General features: G+C 48.1%; 13 protein-coding genes and 1 pseudogene. 11 read left to right on the top strand and 3 right to left on the bottom strand.

All coding sequences use genetic code 11. The features are described from left to right. Positions 1–103 precede the first annotated feature (103 nt). Positions 104–4543 carry a glutamate synthase large subunit gene (gene gltB / locus KD909_RS07890; RefSeq protein WP_211781265.1) on the top strand — a complete coding sequence of 1480 codons (4440 nt, stop codon included), beginning with the start codon at positions 104–106 and terminating at the stop codon, positions 4541–4543. Next, on the top strand, positions 4540–5991 hold the full coding sequence (locus tag KD909_RS07885; RefSeq protein WP_211781264.1) for a glutamate synthase subunit beta: 1452 nt from the start codon (positions 4540–4542) through the stop codon (positions 5989–5991). Before gltB ends, KD909_RS07885 begins: the two co-directional genes overlap by 4 nt. A 138-nt stretch (positions 5992–6129) precedes the next feature. Here the strand turns inward: KD909_RS07885 and KD909_RS07880 are convergent, their stop codons facing one another. From KD909_RS07880 to KD909_RS07870, 3 genes are all read right to left on the bottom strand, one after another. Then, positions 6130–7449, bottom strand: coding sequence for a Na+/H+ antiporter family protein (locus KD909_RS07880; protein WP_211781263.1), 1320 nt, complete (start codon positions 7447–7449; stop codon positions 6130–6132). Between the two features lie 143 nt (positions 7450–7592). After that, positions 7593–8306: a YebC/PmpR family DNA-binding transcriptional regulator gene (locus KD909_RS07875; protein ID WP_078146835.1), complete on the bottom strand. Its 714-nt coding sequence runs from the start codon at positions 8304–8306 to the stop codon at positions 7593–7595. Between the two features lie 80 nt (positions 8307–8386). Then, positions 8387–8833 carry a MarR family winged helix-turn-helix transcriptional regulator gene (locus KD909_RS07870; RefSeq protein ID WP_211781262.1) on the bottom strand — a complete coding sequence of 149 codons (447 nt, stop codon included), beginning with the start codon at positions 8831–8833 and terminating at the stop codon, positions 8387–8389. Between the two features lie 388 nt (positions 8834–9221). On the opposite strand from KD909_RS07870, the gene adhE reads away from it, so the two are divergent. From adhE to pyrH, 9 genes and pseudogenes are all read left to right on the top strand, one after another. Beyond that, complete coding sequence (gene adhE / locus KD909_RS07865) at positions 9222–11813, top strand: bifunctional acetaldehyde-CoA/alcohol dehydrogenase (protein ID WP_012726208.1); 2592 nt, start codon at positions 9222–9224, stop codon at positions 11811–11813. A 180-nt stretch (positions 11814–11993) separates the two neighbouring features. Next, positions 11994–13178, top strand: a complete 1185-nt coding sequence (locus tag KD909_RS07860; protein WP_211781261.1) for a zinc-binding metallopeptidase family protein — start codon at positions 11994–11996, stop codon at positions 13176–13178. Positions 13179–13263: 85 nt separating this feature from the next. After that, positions 13264–14178, top strand: coding sequence for an alpha/beta hydrolase (locus KD909_RS07855; protein WP_211781260.1), 915 nt, complete (start codon positions 13264–13266; stop codon positions 14176–14178). 135 nt (positions 14179–14313) lie between these two features. Then, complete coding sequence (locus tag KD909_RS07850; RefSeq protein ID WP_211781259.1) at positions 14314–15057, top strand: DeoR/GlpR family DNA-binding transcription regulator; 744 nt, start codon at positions 14314–14316, stop codon at positions 15055–15057. Next, entirely contained in the window at positions 15054–15983 is a 930-nt protein-coding gene (gene pfkB, locus KD909_RS07845) for a 1-phosphofructokinase (RefSeq protein WP_211781258.1), read from the top strand. Before KD909_RS07850 ends, pfkB begins: the two co-directional genes overlap by 4 nt. Next, the gene (locus KD909_RS07840) at positions 15980–17890 is read left to right on the top strand and encodes a PTS fructose transporter subunit IIABC (protein WP_211781257.1); all 1911 of its coding nucleotides are present in this window, start codon (positions 15980–15982) and stop codon (positions 17888–17890) included. Before pfkB ends, KD909_RS07840 begins: the two co-directional genes overlap by 4 nt. A 141-nt stretch (positions 17891–18031) precedes the next feature. Then, positions 18032–18553: a GNAT family N-acetyltransferase gene (locus KD909_RS07835; RefSeq protein WP_211781256.1), complete on the top strand. Its 522-nt coding sequence runs from the start codon at positions 18032–18034 to the stop codon at positions 18551–18553. Further along, a complete protein-coding gene (locus KD909_RS07830; protein WP_211781255.1) occupies positions 18531–18938 on the top strand; it encodes a hypothetical protein in 408 nt (135 codons plus the stop codon). Before KD909_RS07835 ends, KD909_RS07830 begins: the two co-directional genes overlap by 23 nt. 67 nt (positions 18939–19005) lie before the next feature. Continuing rightward, positions 19006–19762 (top strand): annotated as a pseudogene (pyrH, locus tag KD909_RS07825) (UMP kinase). Positions 19763–19764 lie beyond the last annotated feature (2 nt).

The following is a 19764-nucleotide window of genomic DNA, read 5'->3' as shown; positions in this document are numbered from 1 at the left end:
ATTCGATTCCTGTTATGCAAAAATCCATGCAACTCACTTGATTTTTCAGAATATTTAGAACAGAATGTTAATTACGAAACTGTGAGTGAAAGGGGTCGATGATATGAGTCGAGTTGGTTTGTATGACTCAAAATTTGAGAAAGATGCGTGTGGGATTGGACTTTACGTCAATTTACATGGGCTAAAGAAACATGAAATCGTCCAAAAATCGCTCTCGATGTTATGTAATTTAGAGCACCGAGGAGGACAAGGTGTCATCGATGCTGGTGATGGGGCGGGTATCATGACTGAGATTCCACACGAATTGTTTACGCGAACCATGAACCTTCCGTCACTCGGTCGTTACGCTGTCGGAATGGTTTTTTTTCAGCCGTCTGAGAATCAGCTTCACGAAAAAATCACGTTGATGGAACGGATGGCGGATGAACTGGATTGTTCGACAATCGAATGGCGTGAAGTACCTGTCGACCCGATGCAAATCGGGGAACATGCGCGGGTCACACAACCGGTCATCTATCAATGGTTCATCTCATGTCCATTCCTAGACGAGGATGCGAATGAACGCGTCTTTTATGAACTTCGTCGGAAAATCGAAAAAGTCGAATCATTACGCCTATATATCGCAAGCCTGTCAACGAGAACGATCGTATATAAAGGGATGTTGACGCCAAATCAAATCGCAGCATTTTATTTGGATTTGCAATCCCCTCATTACAAAAGTACGTTCGGCATCGTTCATTCTCGTTTCTCGACGAACACGTTCCCTTCTTGGGAACGAGCACATCCGAACCGCATGATAGTCCATAACGGGGAAATCAACACGCTTCGCGGAAATATCGATGCGATGCGAGCACGGGAAGGGGTCACGTCAACAGACTTATTCGAAGACGTTCAACACTTGTTTCCTGTGCTTCAAGAGGATGGGAGCGACTCGTCCATGCTCGATAACGCTTTTGAATTCTTCACACGAACAGGTCGTTCGATCGCCCACACGGCGATGATGTTGATTCCTGAACCATTTGTCGAAGGAAAGATGGAACCGTTCAAGCGCGACTTTTACCAGTATCATTCATCCATCATGGAGCCGTGGGATGGACCGACTGGAGTCGTCTTCACAGATGGAAGGCAAATCGGAGCAATTTTAGATCGTAACGGCTTGCGTCCGATGCGTTATGTCGAAACATTGGACGGGGAATTGATTCTCTCCTCTGAAACAGGAGTCATCCCGGTTGACGCAGAGAACGTCAAATCTAAACAACGTCTAAGACCAGGACAGTTGTTGTTGATCGACTTGATTGAAAAGCGATTGATCCCTGATCATGAGATCAAAGAGACGATTGCGAAGTCAGAGCCTTATCACAAATGGCTAAAGCAGATGATGACCATTGAGGAACGAGGGGTCGTTGAAGAAGAACTACTTGAACTCGGGCGTGTGCAACGTGCGTTTGGATATACGAAAGAAGACATTGAACAGTACATGGTTCCGTTAATCAAAGACGAAAAAGATCCAATCGGCTCGATGGGGAATGACCAACCAATCGCGGTGCTCTCGACGCGGCCCCGTTCCTTGTTCCATTATTTCAAACAACACTTCGCGCAAGTGACCAACCCGCCAATCGACGCGTTACGGGAGAAAATTGTCACGGCTACGTTTACTTGGATTGGTCCGCAAGGAGATCCGGTCCATACCGGACGAGGTCACGCGAAACGTGTGTGGTTGAATCATCCGATGATTGATGGGGCAATCCTCAAGCAACTTGCCGAGAAGCTCAAGGTCGAACGAGTCGATACAACGTTTACGAATGATTTAGAGGCGTCGCTTGAAGCCCTTTTGCAACAGGTCAGCCAGATTGTACGAAATGGTGCGAACGTGATCGTCCTATCTGACCGTCTCGTCAGTAATGAACGGATTGCGATGCCGTCTCTCCTCGTACTGAGTGCGGTCCATCAACACTTGATTCGAGAGAACTTGCGCTCGAACTGTAGTCTCATTTGTGAGAGCGGTGAAGTTCGAGAAGTGCATCAGGCAGCGACCTTGATTGGGTATGGGGCAGATGCGGTATATCCTTATGTAGCCTATGCGACGATACGAGACTTAGTCGAACGAGAACAAATCGCGCATTCATTTGAAGAGGCCATTCGCTCGTATCAAAAAGCAGTTGTCGAAGGCATCGTCAAAATCATGTCGAAAATGGGTATCTCGACGATTCAAAGCTACCGTGGGGCCCAAATTTTCGAAGCTGTCGGATTAGATCGTGATTTGATTGAGACGCATTTCAGGGGAACGACGTCCCAACTGTCTGGAATCGGATTTGAAGAACTTGAAGACGAAGCGAGAACACTCCATACGTCCGCCTATGCGACGAATCGTCCGCTCGAGGCGGGAAGTGATTTCCAATGGCGTGCAGACGGAGAAGAACATGCATTCAATCCGAAGACGATTCATTTGTTGCAACGTGCCTGTCGTGAGAATGAACGTAAATATTATGATGCTTATGTGAAGCTGCATGAATCATCAGGACAGTTCATACGACAGTTGTTTACATTTAAAACACAACGTCCTGTCCCGCTCGAAGAAGTAGAGCCAGTCACGTCGATCGTTCGCCGTTTTAAGACAGGCGCGATGTCATTCGGGTCCTTGTCGAAAGAGGCGCATGAAACGCTCGCTATCGCCATGAATCAGATCGGTGCGAAAAGTAACTCTGGAGAAGGCGGGGAAGACCGGGCCCGCTTCGTCCCGGATGAGTTCGGGAACGAACGCATCAGCCGCATCAAGCAAGTCGCGAGCGGACGATTCGGGGTGACGGCAGAATATCTTTACCATGCCGATGAAATTCAAATCAAGATGGCGCAAGGGGCAAAACCGGGTGAGGGTGGCCAACTTCCTGGAAATAAAGTGTACCCATGGGTCGCCGAAGTGCGTGGATCCGTTCCGGGGGTTGGACTCATCTCACCGCCTCCACATCACGATATTTATTCGATTGAGGACTTGGCCCAACTCATCTTTGACTTAAAGCATGTGAATCCGAAGGCGAAAATCAGTGTCAAACTTGTCTCGAAGTCAGGCGTCGGGACGATTGCAGCCGGTGTCGCGAAAGCGAACGCCGATACGATTGTAATCAGTGGATATGATGGTGGAACCGGTGCTTCTCCAAAGACATCAATCAAGCACACAGGTCTTCCTTGGGAACTTGGACTCTTAGAGACGCATCAAACGCTCGCGTTGAACGGGTTACGGGGGAGAGTCACACTTGAGACGGACGGAAAGCTCATGACGGGGCGAGACATCGTCCTAGCTGCCATCTTCGGGGCGGAAGAGTTTGCGTTTGCGACAGCGCCACTCGTCGTCCTTGGATGTATTATGATGCGTGCATGCCATTTAGATACATGTCCGGTTGGTGTGGCGACACAGGACCCTGTGCTTCGTCAGAAATTTATGGGGAAACCAGAACACGTCGTCAACCTGATGACGTTCTTGGCAGAAGAAGTACGAGAAATTTTAGCATCACTCGGTGTGACATCATTAGACGACGTGATTGGTCGAACAGATCTCCTCAAAGAAAGTGAATGGAAGACGAAACATCCGAAAGCAAAACGGTTAGATTTAGCACCGATGCTCTCGATGTCGACACCACTTCCTGAGCGTGAAGAAGTCGCTCACCCGGCATACCGTTCCTATGATCACCGAAAATTGATTCCGGCAGTCTCACGGTCAATCAGCTCGTTGCAACCGACCTTCTTCGTCGGTCGCATCCGAAACACCGATCGTGCCGTCGGAACACAGTTGGGGTTTGAAGTGACGAAAGTTCACGGTCAGGTCGGTTTAGCGGACGATACCATCTCGCTTCGCCTCAGTGGGTCAGCCGGACAAAGCTTAGGAGCATTTTTACCGCGAGGAATCACCATTTCTGTCATCGGGGATGCCAACGATTATATCGGGAAGGGCTTGAGCGGTGGGAAATTAGCATTGATCTCTGAAAAACATGCACCGTTTGATGAAAGTAATCAAATGATTGCCGGAAACGTCTGCTTGTACGGAGCGACGAGCGGACAAGCCTTCTTTAACGGTCACGTCGGCGAGCGTTTTGCCGTTCGAAATTCCGGGGCGACGGCAGTCGTCGAAGGAGTCGGCGATCATGGATGTGAGTATATGACCGGGGGAACGGTTCTCGTCCTCGGTGATGTCGGACGGAACTTTGCAGCCGGCATGTCAGGTGGCGTCGCATATATTTATGGGGATCAAGCGTACGATCGACTCGTCAACGAGGAGCTCGTCTCCGTCGTGAAAGAATTGAACGATGAAGATATGGAACAAATTTATGCACTTCTCGAAGCGCATCAGTTTCATACAGACAGTGTTAAAGCACGGACTATTTTAGAGTCGTTCGAACAAGCTCGCTCTCACTTTGTAAAGGTCGTTCCTCGAGATTATGCGAATGTATTGGACGTTATGCGTCAAATCGAGGCGAATCGACCGGAATTGAGCGAAGCGGACCGAGCACTTGAATTGTTCCGGGTTGTGACTGAGGGGGGTAACGCATGAAACATAACTTTTTAAACATCGCACGGTCCACATTACCTGAGCGTCTTGTGGATGAGCGAGTGAAGGATTATGAAGAATATGCGACACGAATGGATGACGAATCGGTCAAACAGCAGGCTGCACGTTGTATGGACTGTGGCACTCCATTCTGTCATGTCGGGGATATGATTGGACAAGAGACGATTGGGTGCCCGATTCACAACTATATCCCGGAGTGGAACAAGCTTGTGACCAAATCGGACTGGATGGGAGCGTATCACCGATTGATGGAGACAAATAACTTCCCGGAGTTTACGGGTCGAGTTTGTCCCGCACCGTGTGAGGGGTCTTGTACACTCGGAATCAGTGAAGATCCGGTTGCGATCAAATCGATTGAACGAACCATCATCGATCGAGCATTTGAAGAAGGTTGGGTGAAACCAAGGCCGGTCCATCGAAGAAGCGGGATGACAGTCGCCATCATCGGAAGTGGGCCGGCTGGATTGGCGGCTGCCGACCAACTGAACCAGCTCGGACATTCGGTCACCATCATCGAGAAGGCGGATGAACCGGGAGGGCTACTCATGTACGGAATCCCAAACATGAAACTGGATAAGGACGTCGTGAGGCGCCGTATTCGGTTGCTCGAACAAGAGGGGATTGTCATCCAGACGAACATAGAGATCGGTACGGATGTGACAGTCGAGGCGCTTCGAAACCAATACGATGCGGTGATTTTCGCGACTGGCGCTCAAAAACAGCGCACGCTCGGGATTGATGGCGATGATGCACGTGGTGTTGAAATGGCGATGGATTATTTGACGACATCGATATACGAGCGAAAAGGAACGACCCGATCACCAGAACATGACGCCAAAGACAAAAATGTCATCGTCATCGGGGGTGGAGATACAGGGGCCGACTGTGTGGCGACGGCAATCCGTCAAGGTGCAAAATCAGTCGTTCAATTTGGGAAGCACCCGTCAAAAGGGTTGCTCCGTGCACCAGAGAAACCTTGGCCACTTCAACCGGACACGCTTACGACGGATTATGCGTATGCGGAATCACTCGCGGTCTATGAGAAAGACCCGAGAACGTATTTGATTCGCTCCAACCAAATCGTCACGAAAGAAGGACGTGTCACCGGAATCGAGACGGAGCGGATGACGAAAGTGGTCAATCCAGATGGACAGGCGACGTTCTTTGTGGAAGAGGATTCCCTCGAGATTTATCCGGCGGATCTCGTCCTCGTCGCCATTGGATTTGAACGACCAGAGCACGAGTTGCGGAAAATCGGTGTCGAGAAGACGAAAGATTTCCAGACGGCAACGGAAAACGTCTTTGTCGCGGGGGATGCCAAGCGAGGGCAAAGCCTGATTGTATGGGCGATTCGGGAAGGACGAGAAGTAGCAGAGGTCGTCGATGCGTATCTCGATACTTGCAAGACCGAATTAAAAACCTCATCATAAAAAGGAGCGACAGCCGTCGCTCCTTATCTTTTGTTTAGGAGGAGTTTTATGTTCACCGAAATCCTCATGTATACGGGAATCTGGTTTATTCTCATCCTCATTTTATTAGGAACCATTTATTCACGACGGAAAAAATGATCAAAGCACCATCGCGGCAATCACACCGAAGATGAGGAGTGGAATATTGTAGTGTAAGAACGTTGGCCAAACCGTTTCACGTAGGTGATCGTGTTGACCGTCAGCGTTCAATCCACTCGTAGGTCCGAGTGTCGAGTCACTCGCTGGGCTACCTGCGTCCCCAAGCGCTCCTGCAGTCCCGATGATGGCAATCGTTGCCTCGACTGAGAAGCCGTATTGTACACAGAGCGGGACAAAAATCGCTGCAATGATTGGAACGGTCGAGAAACTTGAACCGATTCCGAGCGTGATGACAAGGCCGACGAGCAACATGACGAGAGCGGCGATGAGTTTAGAGTCACCCATCAAATCGCTCGCTCCGTTGACGAGCGGTTCGATCGCACCTGTCTCGCGGATGACGGCAGCGAATCCACTTGCGGCGATCATGACGAACCCGATGAATGCCATCATGCGCATGCCGCTTGTGAAGATATCATCTGCCTCAGACCATGGAATCAAGCGGAAGATTGAAAGCAAAATCAAACCAGTCACCGCAGAGGCGATCATCGACTCGGTCTGCAATTGAACGATGAGGACGATGAGAACGACAGCGAGTGTTATGATCATCTTCAAACTACTCATTTGACGTACTTCATAATCAGTTGGTCCGAGTGCAATCGTGTCATACGTTCTCGGTTTCCGGTAGTGAATAAATGCCGCAATCAATCCGACGACCATCCCTAATGCCGGGATGCCCATGATTGAGATGATGTTGACGTCTCCGACAGTCAAGCCGTTTGCTTCAACGTTTGCAATGAGAATCTCATTCAAGTAAATCCCACCAAACCCGACAGGTAACAACATATATGGTGTCACAAGACCGAACGTCAAAATGGTCGCTACGAGACGACGGTCTACATTCAACTCATTGAACAGTACGAGTAACGGCGGAATCACAATCGGGATAAAGGCGATGTGAATCGGAAGCACGTTTTGAGAGCTGATAGATAACAATAAGATGAGTGACAACAGGAATGCTTTAACGTACATCACACGCTTGCCTGACACGTCACGACCTGACATCGCAATCAATTTTTCAGCTAAGACGTCCGGAAGCCCCGTCTTCGATAACCCGACAGCGAATGCACCGAGAAGCGCGTAGCTGAGTGCGATGCTCGCTCCACCACCAAGACCGTCACTGAAGGCGGTCAACGTATCGTTGAACCCAAGTCCTCCAACAAGCCCTCCGACAAGCGCCGCTAAGATTAATGATAATACAATGTGCACTCGGCTGATGGCGAGCGCAAATAAGACGATGACTGCAAGTAATACTGCGTTCATATCGATCCAACACCTTTCGTGTTTTCTTTCTCTTGGTATCACTTTAATATGATAAAGACTTTTTGAAATTTAACATATGATGTGACACTTGTCAAATCGAATATGAAAAAAAGCGATAACTCGTGAAAGTTATCGCTTACGTGTTACATCTCGACGTTATGATACACTTGGCGCACATCTTCCAAGTCTTCGAGCACATCGATTAATTTTTCAAACTGTTCTTTCGAATCGTCATCGAGTGACACTTCGTTCTGCGGGAGCATCGTCAATTCCGCAACGGCAAACTCTTCTACTCCGGCAGCCTTGAATGCAGTCTGAACGGCGTGGAACGCTTCTGGCTCTGCATAGACGATGACCGTCTCGTCTTCCTCGATAACATCACGCACATCAAGGTCATGCTCCATCATCAGTTCGAGGACGTCATCTGCCGACATTTCATTGACACCGATGACGGCGGTTGCATCGAACATATATGCGACCGAACCACTGACTCCCATGTTGCCTCCGTTTTTACCGAAAGCGGCACGGACTTCTGAAGCCGTACGGTTGACGTTATTCGTCAATGTATCGACGATGACCATCGAACCATTCGGACCAAACCCTTCATATCGAAGCTCATCGAAGTTTTCCTCATCGCCACCTTTGGCTTTATCGATGGCACGATCGATGATCGCCCGGGGCACGTTATACGTCTTCGCACGCTCCACCACGAATTTTAATGACTGGTTCAACTCAGGATCAGGTTCCCCTTGACGGGCGGCCACATAAATCTCGCGACCGAACTTCGCATAGACGCGACTCGTGTTCGCATCTTTTGACGCCTTCTTCTCTTTAATGTTGTTCCATTTACGACCCATTACATGTCATCTCTCTTTCCATTTGTACGTAGATTCATTACAGATTATATAAGAAGTTGCGGGAATTGACGAGAAAAGTTTTACTCGTCACCTTTGTCCATCTTCTCGACAATCTCTGTAAGTGTCTTCAAACTCTCAAAGAGTCGGTCAGTTTCGTCCTCATTCAAAAAGGCGAGACGTTCCTCGAATAGTCTACGGAATGAGTCTCTGCGCTCAAGTAAGATCCGTTCACCTTTCTCGGTCAGTTGATTCCAAATCACGCGGCGATCCCGCTCGTCTGGCACCCGCGTGATATACCCCTCGTTCAATAATTTCGTGATGAGCGGGGTAACGTTCGGTGGCGCGATGGAGAGTGTCTCGCTGATTCGTCCATTCGTGACAGCCCCCTCGTCCTCAATCAACATCAATAGATGGAAATGAGAGAAGTTCAGGTTTGGAATTTGAGGAAAATCAGATCGACGTAACAATTTACGACGAATTAAAGGAATCAGTTTGACAAACTGGTCCGCTGCATCTTGTTTCGGCATAATAGATTCACTTCCTAGTTAGGTTCTATTTTCATTATACACGAGTTAGGTGCAGTTGAACCTAAAAACGGGTTGATGTGATGATTGATACATCATAGTAGAGATTGAATCGCCACAAAATATGTAAGCGTTTACATTAAAGGTTTGAAATATTTTCATGAAAACGTATTCGATTTTACTGAGGACGCATACAAAAATCAAGAGCTATCAACAATAGATAAAAAAATATTGTGAAAGAGTTCACATTGTTGTCACCCACAAAACCTGAAAAACATTGTATTCTATGAATGTGAAGGAAAGCACAATCTCTAAAAAACAGTCATCATAATGTGCTTCCATCAAGTCAATATGTTCATAAAAAGCTCTCACTTATGAGGAGGAACCTAACATGGCAGTCAAAGAGAAAGCAAAAGTGGAAACAACGGCAGAACAAATGGTGGACACGCTCGTAGCCAGTGCGCATAAAGCACTCGATACGTTGATGACGTTCGACCAAGAGAAAATCGATCATATCGTACAGGCGATGGCGCTTGCAGGACTTGAGCAACACGTCGCACTCGCGAAATTAGCACATACAGAAACAGGTCGCGGTGTCTTTGAAGACAAGATGATCAAAAACATTTTTGCGACAGAATATATCTATAACTCACTCCGTGGTGAGAAAACGGTAGGCGTCCTTGAAGATGACGTTCAAAATGGAATCACATACATCGCGGAACCAGTCGGTGTCGTCGCTGGGGTCACACCGGTCACGAACCCAACATCGACAACGATGTTCAAAGCGATCATCGCCATCAAGACACGTAACCCGATTATCTTCGCGTTCCATCCATCAGCGCAACAATGTTCAAGCGAAGCGGCTCGTGTCCTCCGTGACGCAGCAGTGGCGGCAGGTGCTCCTGAAAACTTGATTCAATGGGTTGAAGTTCCGTCACTCGATGCGACGAAAGCGCTCATGAACCACCCTGGTGTAGCGATGGTCCTTGCGACGGGTGGGGCAGCGATGGTCAAATCGGCTTACTCGACTGGTAAACCAGCACTCGGTGTCGGACCTGGTAACGTACCGGCCTACATCGATAAGACTGCGAAAGTGAAACGTGCCATCTCAGACGTCATCCTTTCAAAAACGTTCGACAACGGAATGATCTGTGCGTCTGAACAAGCGATCATCGTCGATCAAGAAGTATATGAAGAAGTGAAAGCAGAGATGACGGCACTCGGTTGCTACTTCTGCTCACCAGAAGAAAAAGCAAAACTTGAAACACTCGTCATTCGTACAGATACATGTGCGGTCAACCCTGAAATCGTCGGGAAGCCGGCAGCATGGATCGCTGAACAGGCAGGTCTCAAAGTACCAGCGGATACGAAGATCTTGATTGCAGAGCTTGAAACAGTTGGCGCAACGGAACTTCTTTCTCACGAAAAATTAAGCCCGGTTCTCGGTGCGTATAAAGTTCAATCACGTGAAGAAGGATTTGCAATCGCTGAAAAAATGCTCGAGATTGGTGGTCTCGGTCACACGGCGGTCATCCACTCAACAGATGACGATGCCATCCTTGAGTTCGGTCTCCGTATGAAAGCTTGCCGCATCATCGTCAACTCACCTTCAGCACATGGTGGAATCGGTGACCTTTATAACGAAATGACACCATCCCTCACGCTCGGTTGTGGGTCTTACGGTAAAAACTCCGTCTCAGAAAACGTGACGGCGAAACATCTACTCAACGTGAAAAAGGTGGCGAGACGTCGCGTGAATATGCAATGGTTCAAAGTACCTGAAAAAATCTATTTCGAGAAAAACTCAGTACAATACCTTCAATCGCTCACAACGAAAAAACGGGCGATGATCGTCACAGACGAAATGATGGTCAAACTCGGATTCGCTGACAAAGTCATCAAAAACTTGCCGGCTGGTGTCGAGTACCGCATCTTCGACCAAGTCGAACCGGATCCATCTGTTGAAACGGTCATGAACGGTGCCGAAGCGATGCGTCACTTCCAACCAGACATGATCATCGCACTTGGTGGTGGTTCACCGATGGATGCTGCGAAAGGAATGTGGCTCTTCTACGAACGTCCAGAAGAGAAGTTCTCGAATCTACGCCAGAAATTTATGGATATTCGCAAACGGACGTATAAGTTCCCGACACTCGGTAACAAGTCAATGTTTATCGCCATCCCGACAACGTCTGGTACAGGTTCTGAAGTGACACCGTTCACTGTCATCACAGATAAAAAACGTAACGTGAAATATCCGATTGCTGACTATGCGATCACACCAGACGTCGCCATCGTCGACCCTGAGTTCGTCATGACCGTTCCAGCTTCAATCACGGCTGATACAGGAATGGACGTCATGACACACGCAATCGAAGCATATGTTTCCGTCATGGCGAATGATTACACAGACGGACTTTGCCTCCGCGCCATCAAGATGATCTTCGACTACCTACCAAAAGCCTATGAAAACGGTAGCGATGCGGAAGCTCGTCAGAAAGTACACAACGCTTCAACGATGGCGGGTATGGCGTTTGCGAACGCGTTCCTCGGTATCAACCACTCGATTGCTCACAAAATCGGTGGAGAGTTCCACGTCCCACACGGTCGTACGAACGCGATTCTCATGCCACACGTCATCCGTTACAACGCGACACGCCCATCGAAACTTGCAGCGTTCCCGAAATATGAGTCATTCATCGCTGACGAACGTTACGCAGAAATCGCGCGTTACCTCGGACTTCCAGCAAGCACGACAGCTGAAGGTGTCGAGTCACTCGTCCAAGCGATCATCGAGCTCGGTCAACGCTTGAACATCAAACTTTCGTTCAAGGCGCAAGGTATCAAGAAAGCAGAACTTGATGCGAAGATCGACAAGATGGCGGTCGACGCATTCGAAGACCAATGTACGACAGCCAACCCGAAAATGCCGCTCGTTGAAGAATTAAAAGAAATCATGTACGCAGCATACGAAGGCGTATAAGCTTCAACATTTACAAGGAGCCCGTTCAACTCGAACGGGCTTTTCTTGTGGTCGGAATATGACATTCAGTTTCTAAAATTATATTTAAATTGATAAAAAATTGAATAGTCAGACCATAAATAGCTGTATATAATAAAAAATGGTATACATAGCAATTTATTGATGAATGGAGATCGTGTCATGATCATCGTGTTTAGTTTGTTGCGTTCAATCGCGACAGTTGTTCTTTTCTTCAATCCAATTTATTCGACGCCGCTCGAGACCGCGGAATATATTTCATCAGTTGATCGAAATGCGGATAGTTGGGAGAGTGCCGACTTTTTTGAATCATTCGGAACCGAGTTACCTATCGACATGGACCGAAACCTCCTTTACACAGAACGGATAACCGGCTGGACTGAGATTGAAGTGGGGGACGAAATATATGAGGGATTTTCATCGATGACGTTTGATCAACCGTTCAAAGGTACGATTCTACATATGACGTGGGGACAAGACATTCCGGATGTAAAAGAAAAAGTGGTCGTCTTACCGACAACAAAGTTTTCATATGACAACATCGAGGATGCGTATACCGTCGATTACGCAGGTGAGGTTTTGAATGACCAGGAAGCGAACGCGTACTTGTCAGAGCTCGCATCTGCAGGAGCTGCAGGATACCTGATCACCCCTTATGAAGACGACCCAAATGAGACGGGTTTCGTGTTCACGTCATCCTATATGAAGTTAGATGGTACAGGGGTAGACTTGGATACGGCTGAACAACTGAAGGACGGGGAAACGATTCGAGTCAAACCCTATCGTGAAGAGATCCCATATGTCGAGTTTGTCCAACAAGGAAAATCGGAACGGGAAATCATTCTCATGTCACGACTCGATTCTTCCTGGCACGGGGCCCATTATTTGTCTGCCGTCGGTCCGTCTACGGTCTTATATCATCTGATGCAGGTGATGAACGAGGAAATGCCAGACTATACGATTCGATATGTCTTTTTGAATGGAAACGGCGACTCTAGAGAAGCGAGTGACGATTTCCTTGAACGGCTAGGGGAACAAAAAGAAAAAGTGGAAACGGTCGTCATGCTCGATATTCTTGGGACTGGTGATGGTCCACTATACGTTCGGACGAAAGGGATGAAATCCTATCCAGTACTAGAACGGGCGCCATTCGCTGAACTAGAAGTGCGTTCGTTGGCAAGTTCACCGGGTGACGCTTACGATGAAGCAGGAATCCCTTATTTGATGTTGAGTGACTCATTAGAAGGAAGCTGGCATGTGTTCACGGAGAAAGATACGTTCGAACGGCTGTCGGAAGATGGATTAACGGGTGCGGTCGATTGGCTGCACGATTGGCTAACTGACTGACCTAATCATTGTCGCTGTCTGAGAAGACGGCGACATATTTTTTTTAGATGTCGGTTTCGGGTATGATAGTAATGGAGGCGATACGATGAAACAAGAGATGACGATTACGACAGCATATGGAACGATTGCAGGAACTTTTCATTCCCATGAGGAGCCTCGGGCGACGATTGTCATGTTGAGCGGAAGTGGGCCGAGTGACCGTGACGGCAATATGGGTGGTGTCGGTTTTAACACGTATGCCAAGTTGGCAGAAGCGTTGTATGACCATGGATATAACGTGTTCCGATATGACAAACAAGGAATCGGGAAGTCAGATGGAGACTTCAACAAAGTCGGATTACATGACTTGATTAGCGATGCGATTCTTGTCGTACGCACCATTCGACAATTGGCCGATGTGAATCGCTTATATCTACTTGGTCATAGTGAAGGGGCCGTCCTTGCTCCTGCCGTTCAACTTGAGACGAAGGCGGATGGACTGATCTTACTTTCCGGTTTCCATGAATCGTCCAAGCAGATGTTCTTATACCAAGCTGATGCACTCGCTAAAGACATCGAACATGTGAAGGGAATAAAAGGTCTCTTCTATCGGTTGACGGGCGTTGCCAAAAAGGTCAGACAACGACAGGACGATTTGTTAGAGCGTTCTTTACGGACGAACGTCTCGTCTTTCAAATATCGAGGTCAAGTCGTAAATGCAAAGTGGATTCGAGAACATGCATCCTATGACGTCCGAGAGCGGTTGGAGCATGTGACCGTCCCGGTTCTTGCGATTACCGGGGGACGTGATGTCCAAGTCCCACCCGAACACGTCCATATGATTCAAACAAAAGGGGAGGTCACCTCATCGATCATCGATGATATGAATCATCTGCTCGTGACACGGGAGTCACCCCATTCGCTTCTCACGCTGCATAAAGAGTATCGAGAAGCGATCGATGCGCCGATTCATCCAAAACTCGTTCAAGAATTGGATGAATGGTTAAAAAAACAGTCATAAACTTGAAAAACGGTCAGTTATTGACCGTTTTTTATGTTATAATTGTGACAAGTTGAATGAAAATGAATGTTTTTGAGTGATTTTAGTTGTTTTTATAATGAAAACGCTTTATATTAGACGTATGGAGGGAACAAGATGTTAACGAAACAACGACATCAGTTGATTTTGCAACGCTTATCTGAACAGAAGGTCGTCAAATTGAAAGAATTGGTTGATTTGACGGATTCATCCGAGTCGACGATTCGTCGAGATTTGACGGACCTCGAAGCGGAAGGGTATCTGGCAAGGGTTCACGGAGGCGCAACACTCATTGCGACTCCAGATGAGGAACCGACATTTGAAGAAAAGCGAGACCGGTTCGTAAATGAAAAAGTTGCGATTGCACGGAGGGCCGCAACGTTCATCGAAGACGGGATGTCGATTTATTTAGATGCCGGTACAACCACTCAGGCGATGGTTCCGTTTTTACAAGGCAAAAAGATTGTCGTCGTCACAAACAGTCTACCGATTGCGAATGAATTATTTGATCTTGATATTAAGACGTTTGTGATTGGCGGAGAATTAAAGCGTTCCACTCAGGCACTTGTCGGGTATAACGCACGGGAGAGCATGATGAATTATCGCGTCGACCTCGCCTTTCTCGGAATGAATGGAATCGACCTTGAAGCGGGTTACACGACCCCGGACCCAGAAGAAGCGCTTGTCAAAAAAACGGCAATCGAATTGGCACAAACCTCGTTCGTACTCGCGGACGCATCGAAGATCGGGAAACGAACGTTCAGCCGAGTCGCGACGTTAGATGCCGCACAGTTGATCACATCAAGCAGTGAGTCAATGAGTTCCATCCAAACAATCACAAAGGTGGTGAATGCGAAATGATTTACACGTTAACACTCAACCCTTCTATTGATTACTATGTAACATTACCTGAAGTACATCTAGGAGAAGTGAACCGAATCGAAGAGACGACGGAGCGCGCAGGCGGTAAAGGAATTAACGTCTCCATCGTTCTTCGGGAATATGCACAAGAGACGAAGGCGCTTGGTTTCATCGGTGGGACGACCGGTGACTTCATTAAAAAGTCACTCGTCGATCACGGTGTACACACCGATTTCGTAGAGGTGAATGGGAACACCCGGATCAACGTCAAGATTCGGGCGAAAGAGGAAACAGAACTGAATGCGAGCGGACCGAATATCACAGAGCGCGAGCTCGAACTGTTGACGGCCAAATTCGACCAAGTTCAAGAAGGCGATATCGTCGTCCTCGCGGGTAGTATCCCGAGCAACCTACCAGACTCGCTATATCGGACCATTGCAAAATCGATTCGCGAAAAAGGTGCCGACTTTGTCGTCGATACAACGAAAGATGCCATGCTCGAGGTGCTCGCCCTCGAACCACTCATGATCAAACCGAACCACCATGAATTAGGTGAATTGTTTGATACCGAGATTGAAACGTTTGAAGAAGCTCTTCCATATGCCGAACAGCTCGTCAAACGCGGGGCGAAAAACGTCATCATCTCCTTTGCGGGAGACGGGGCACTACTTGTTAACAAGGACGGAGCCGTCACAGCGAACACTCCGGTCGGGAAACTCGTGAACTCGGTTGGTGCAGGAGATTCACTCGTCGCTGGATTTGTCGCGAATGTGAAAGAAAAAGGTGAACAAGAAGCATTTCGATACGCGGTCACGACAGGAAGCGCATCTGCTTATACGTTCGGTCTATGTTCAAAACAAGAGATCGATCGCTTGATCGATCAAGTACAACTTACGCCACTTAAACGAATGGAGGAAACAACATGAAAATCACGGACTTGCTCCAACGCGACACGATTCAATTGAATCTACGCGCGAGTTCTAAGCGTGAGGTCATCGAAGAACTTGTCGATGTCCTTGATCGCGCTGGTAAACTATCCGACCGCAACGGTTATCGCGATGCGATTCTAAAACGTGAAAGCGAGAGCACGACCGGCCTCGGAGAAGGGATTGCCATTCCTCATGCGAAAACGAGTGCGGTCAAAACGCCAGCAATCGCGTTCGGTCGCTCGGAAGGCGTCGACTACGAAGCGTTAGATGGACAACCGAGTCGCCTCTTCTTCATGATTGCGGCAGGAGAAAATGCGAATAATGAACACCTTGAAACACTTTCTAAACTTTCAGTTTACTTGATGGACCCTGCATTCCAAGAACGTCTCTATGCAGCAACTTCTGAAAGCGATGTCATCCGTGCCATCGAAGAAAAAGAATTGGCAGAAGCGAAGCCAGAAGTCGTCAAACCGACGAATGAAGATGCACCGTTCATTTTGGCGGTCACGGCTTGCCCGACAGGCATCGCTCATACGTATATGGCGGCAGACAGCTTGAAACAAAAAGCGGAAGCGATGGGCGTCGATATTAAAGTCGAAACGAACGGATCGACTGGCGTAAAAAATGAATTGACACGTGCGGATATCGACCGGGCAACAGCGATCATCGTCGCAGCGGACAAAGCTGTTGAAATGGATCGTTTCGCTGGTAAACGAGTCATCGAAGTTCCGGTCGCACAAGGGATTCGGAAACCTGAAGAACTCATCAATCGTGCGGTGAAACAAGATGCGCCGGTATATGAAGCTTCGAAAACATCAGGTGGCGCTTCGAAAGAGCAACGTACAGGCGTGTACAAACACTTGATGAGCGGGGTATCTGCGATGCTTCCACTCGTTGTCGCAGGTGGTCTCTTGATTGCCATCAGCTTCTTCTGGGGCATCAACTCTGCTAACCCGGATGACCCGTCTTACAATGAATTTGCAGCACAGTTGATGACGATCGGTGGAGCTGCATTCGGCTTCCTCGTTCCGATTCTCGCCGGTTTCATCGCGATGTCGATTGCCGATCGCCCAGGTCTCGCACCAGGTCTCGTGGCAGGGGTACTTGCAAGTCAAGGGAACGCCGGATTCCTCGGTGGTCTCATCGCTGGTTTCTTGGCAGGTTATGTCGTCCTCTTCTTGAAAAAGGCACTTGCGAAGTTGCCAGCTTCACTTGAAGGAATCAAACCGGTCCTCTTATATCCTTTACTTGGATCATTTATCTCAGGTATGGTCATGTTGCTCGTCGTCAATGAACCGATTGCTGCACTTATGACATGGTTGATGGATACGTTGAACAGTATGAGCGGCGCAAACGCTATCCTTTTAGGAGTCATCGTCGGTGGGATGATGGCAGTCGATATGGGTGGTCCGATCAACAAGACAGCATACGTCTTCGGAACGGCAGCACTCACAGCGGGTAACCAAGAAGTCATGGCAGCCGTCATGGCTGGAGGGATGGTACCACCACTCCTCGTCGCACTCGCATCAACAGTCTTCGCTCGTCAAAAGTTCTCGAAACAAGAGCGTGAAGCAGGAAAAACAGCATATATCATGGGAGCCTCGTTCATCACGGAAGCGGCAATCCCATTCGCAGCTGCGGACCCGATTCGCGTTCTACCATCAGCGATTCTCGGATCTGCCATCGCAGGGGGATTATCTGCATTCTTCACGATTCAATTACCAGCGCCACACGGAGGAATCTTCGTCTTCCCACTTCTTGAAGGAGCTGGAAACGTCGCGGTGAGTATGGGTCTCTATGCACTCGCCATCCTGGCAGGTGCGGTGGTCGGAGCATTGCTCCTCTCGTTCTTGAAAAAACCGTTAACAACATCGACACCAGTCCAATCTAAAGAAGTTGCATAACGTGAGAAGAGACGTCGCCTTTATCCCGAGGTGACGTCTTTTTTGTTGTTGATGTCCGTGCAAAATTCACATAATCTCGGATTGCAAGTTGGGGATTTGTGGTAAACTATTTGTAAAGCTTCGGGTGAGGAGGGGGTCACATTGGACATTCGGGTCGCCAAACCAGATGATGTGTATGGGATTGCGAGAGTGCGTGTGAACGGGTGGCGTACGACCTATCGGGGGATCGTACCGACCGAGTATTTGCTAAAAGTATCATCCGGCTCCATCGAATGGGCAGAACGTTTGCGGACCGCCCTTCGTCGGCAAGAAGTAGCCGGCTTTGTGGCGATTGTCGAGGACGAAATCGTGGGCTTCGTTCTTTACGGAGAAGAGCGGACAGGAGAGTACCCAAACCACACGAATGAAGTATATGCCATTTATATTTTAGAGAACCATCAAGGGAATGGAATCGGGTCCGCTCTCCTTGAACATGCCGTGCACTCGATGTGTGAGGCAGGGCTCTTGATCTGGGCACTTGAGATGAATCCGTTCCGTACATTTTATGAGCGAAAACAAGGGCAGGTCATCGACCAGAAAGATCGAGAGTTTGGTGAATTGATGCTCCGAGAAGTGGCGTATGGATGGGAAACGACCCGTCATGACTCCATCATGGGAGCCTGAGCTTAGAGACTGTAGAATGTTCTACGGTCTTTTTTTGTTGAGTGAAATGGATGTTAAATCAAAAGGGATCCTCTACTATTCGATGGCCAATCTACATGGTTATGAACGTCCAGATCAGTATGAAGTGTATCTGTTAAAGGCGATTGCAGAGTACCCAGAATTTCCTCGTTACCATCTTGATCTTGGACGGTACTATATCTCAAACGAGAATATCGAAAAGGGAAAGCTGTATATAAAAGAAGGTTTACTTAGAGTAAAAGAGTGTTTCACCGAAGCACAACCTTTAGACTTTGAAATGTCTTTGTATACGTTTATCGATGAAGAGATCGATGGACTTTATATGTTTGAGGAGACTTACAAAGAATACGAAAAAATGTCCCTTTGAATCAAAATGGAATACTGTTGTTCAATCGAACAATCTCTTCTATACTGAATTGAACAAAAAATTCCAAATGAAGGGTTGGGAGACGTTGAAGCACCGAAAAATTTGTATCAAGTTAAGTGGAGCCGCTCTAGCTGGTGATGGAACGGATAACTTCGACGAAATGAGTCTCAGTCTGATAGCTGAAGAAATATTGTCACTCGCAAAAAGCGGGGTTGAAGTATGTGTCATGGTCGGCGGGGGAAATCTTTTTCGCGGAAATCAAGCAGAAGCGTGGGGGATCAATCGAGTGGAGGCTGACAGTATCGGGACGCTCGGGACGGTCATGAATTCATTGATGCTACGTGGAATCTTGAAACGAGATACGACTCGAGAAGTACGCGTCATGACATCGATTCCAATGCCGAGTGTAGCCGAGCCGTACATTCAACTTCGAGCCATCAATCATTTGAAAAAAAGGATATATCATCATTTTTGCAGGCGGTAACGGTCAACCGTTCGTTTCTTCAGACTATCCGGCTGTTCAGCGTGCCATCGAAGTGGGATGTGATGCCTTGTTCGTGGCAAAGAACGGTGTCTCCGGCGTATATGACCGCGATCCTCGTTTGGATTCGGACGCTCGTCAATTTGAAACCCTTCACTATAACGATGTCATTTCGAATGATTTGAAAGTGATGGATCAATCGGCATTGCTTCTCGCGAGAGATCACGGTTTGCCGATTCACTTGTTCGACTTCAAGGAGCGGAACGCCATTCATCGTATTCTCGAAGGAGAGAGCATTGGAACGATGATTCATCACCCTGAAACGCAGCTCTTGCAGAATTGAGG

It is taken from the genome of Exiguobacterium sp. PFWT01 (genome assembly GCF_018255795.1).
GTDB lineage: Bacteria > Bacillota > Bacilli > Exiguobacteriales > Exiguobacteriaceae > Exiguobacterium.
This window is presented reverse-complemented; position numbering and strand designations above follow the sequence as displayed.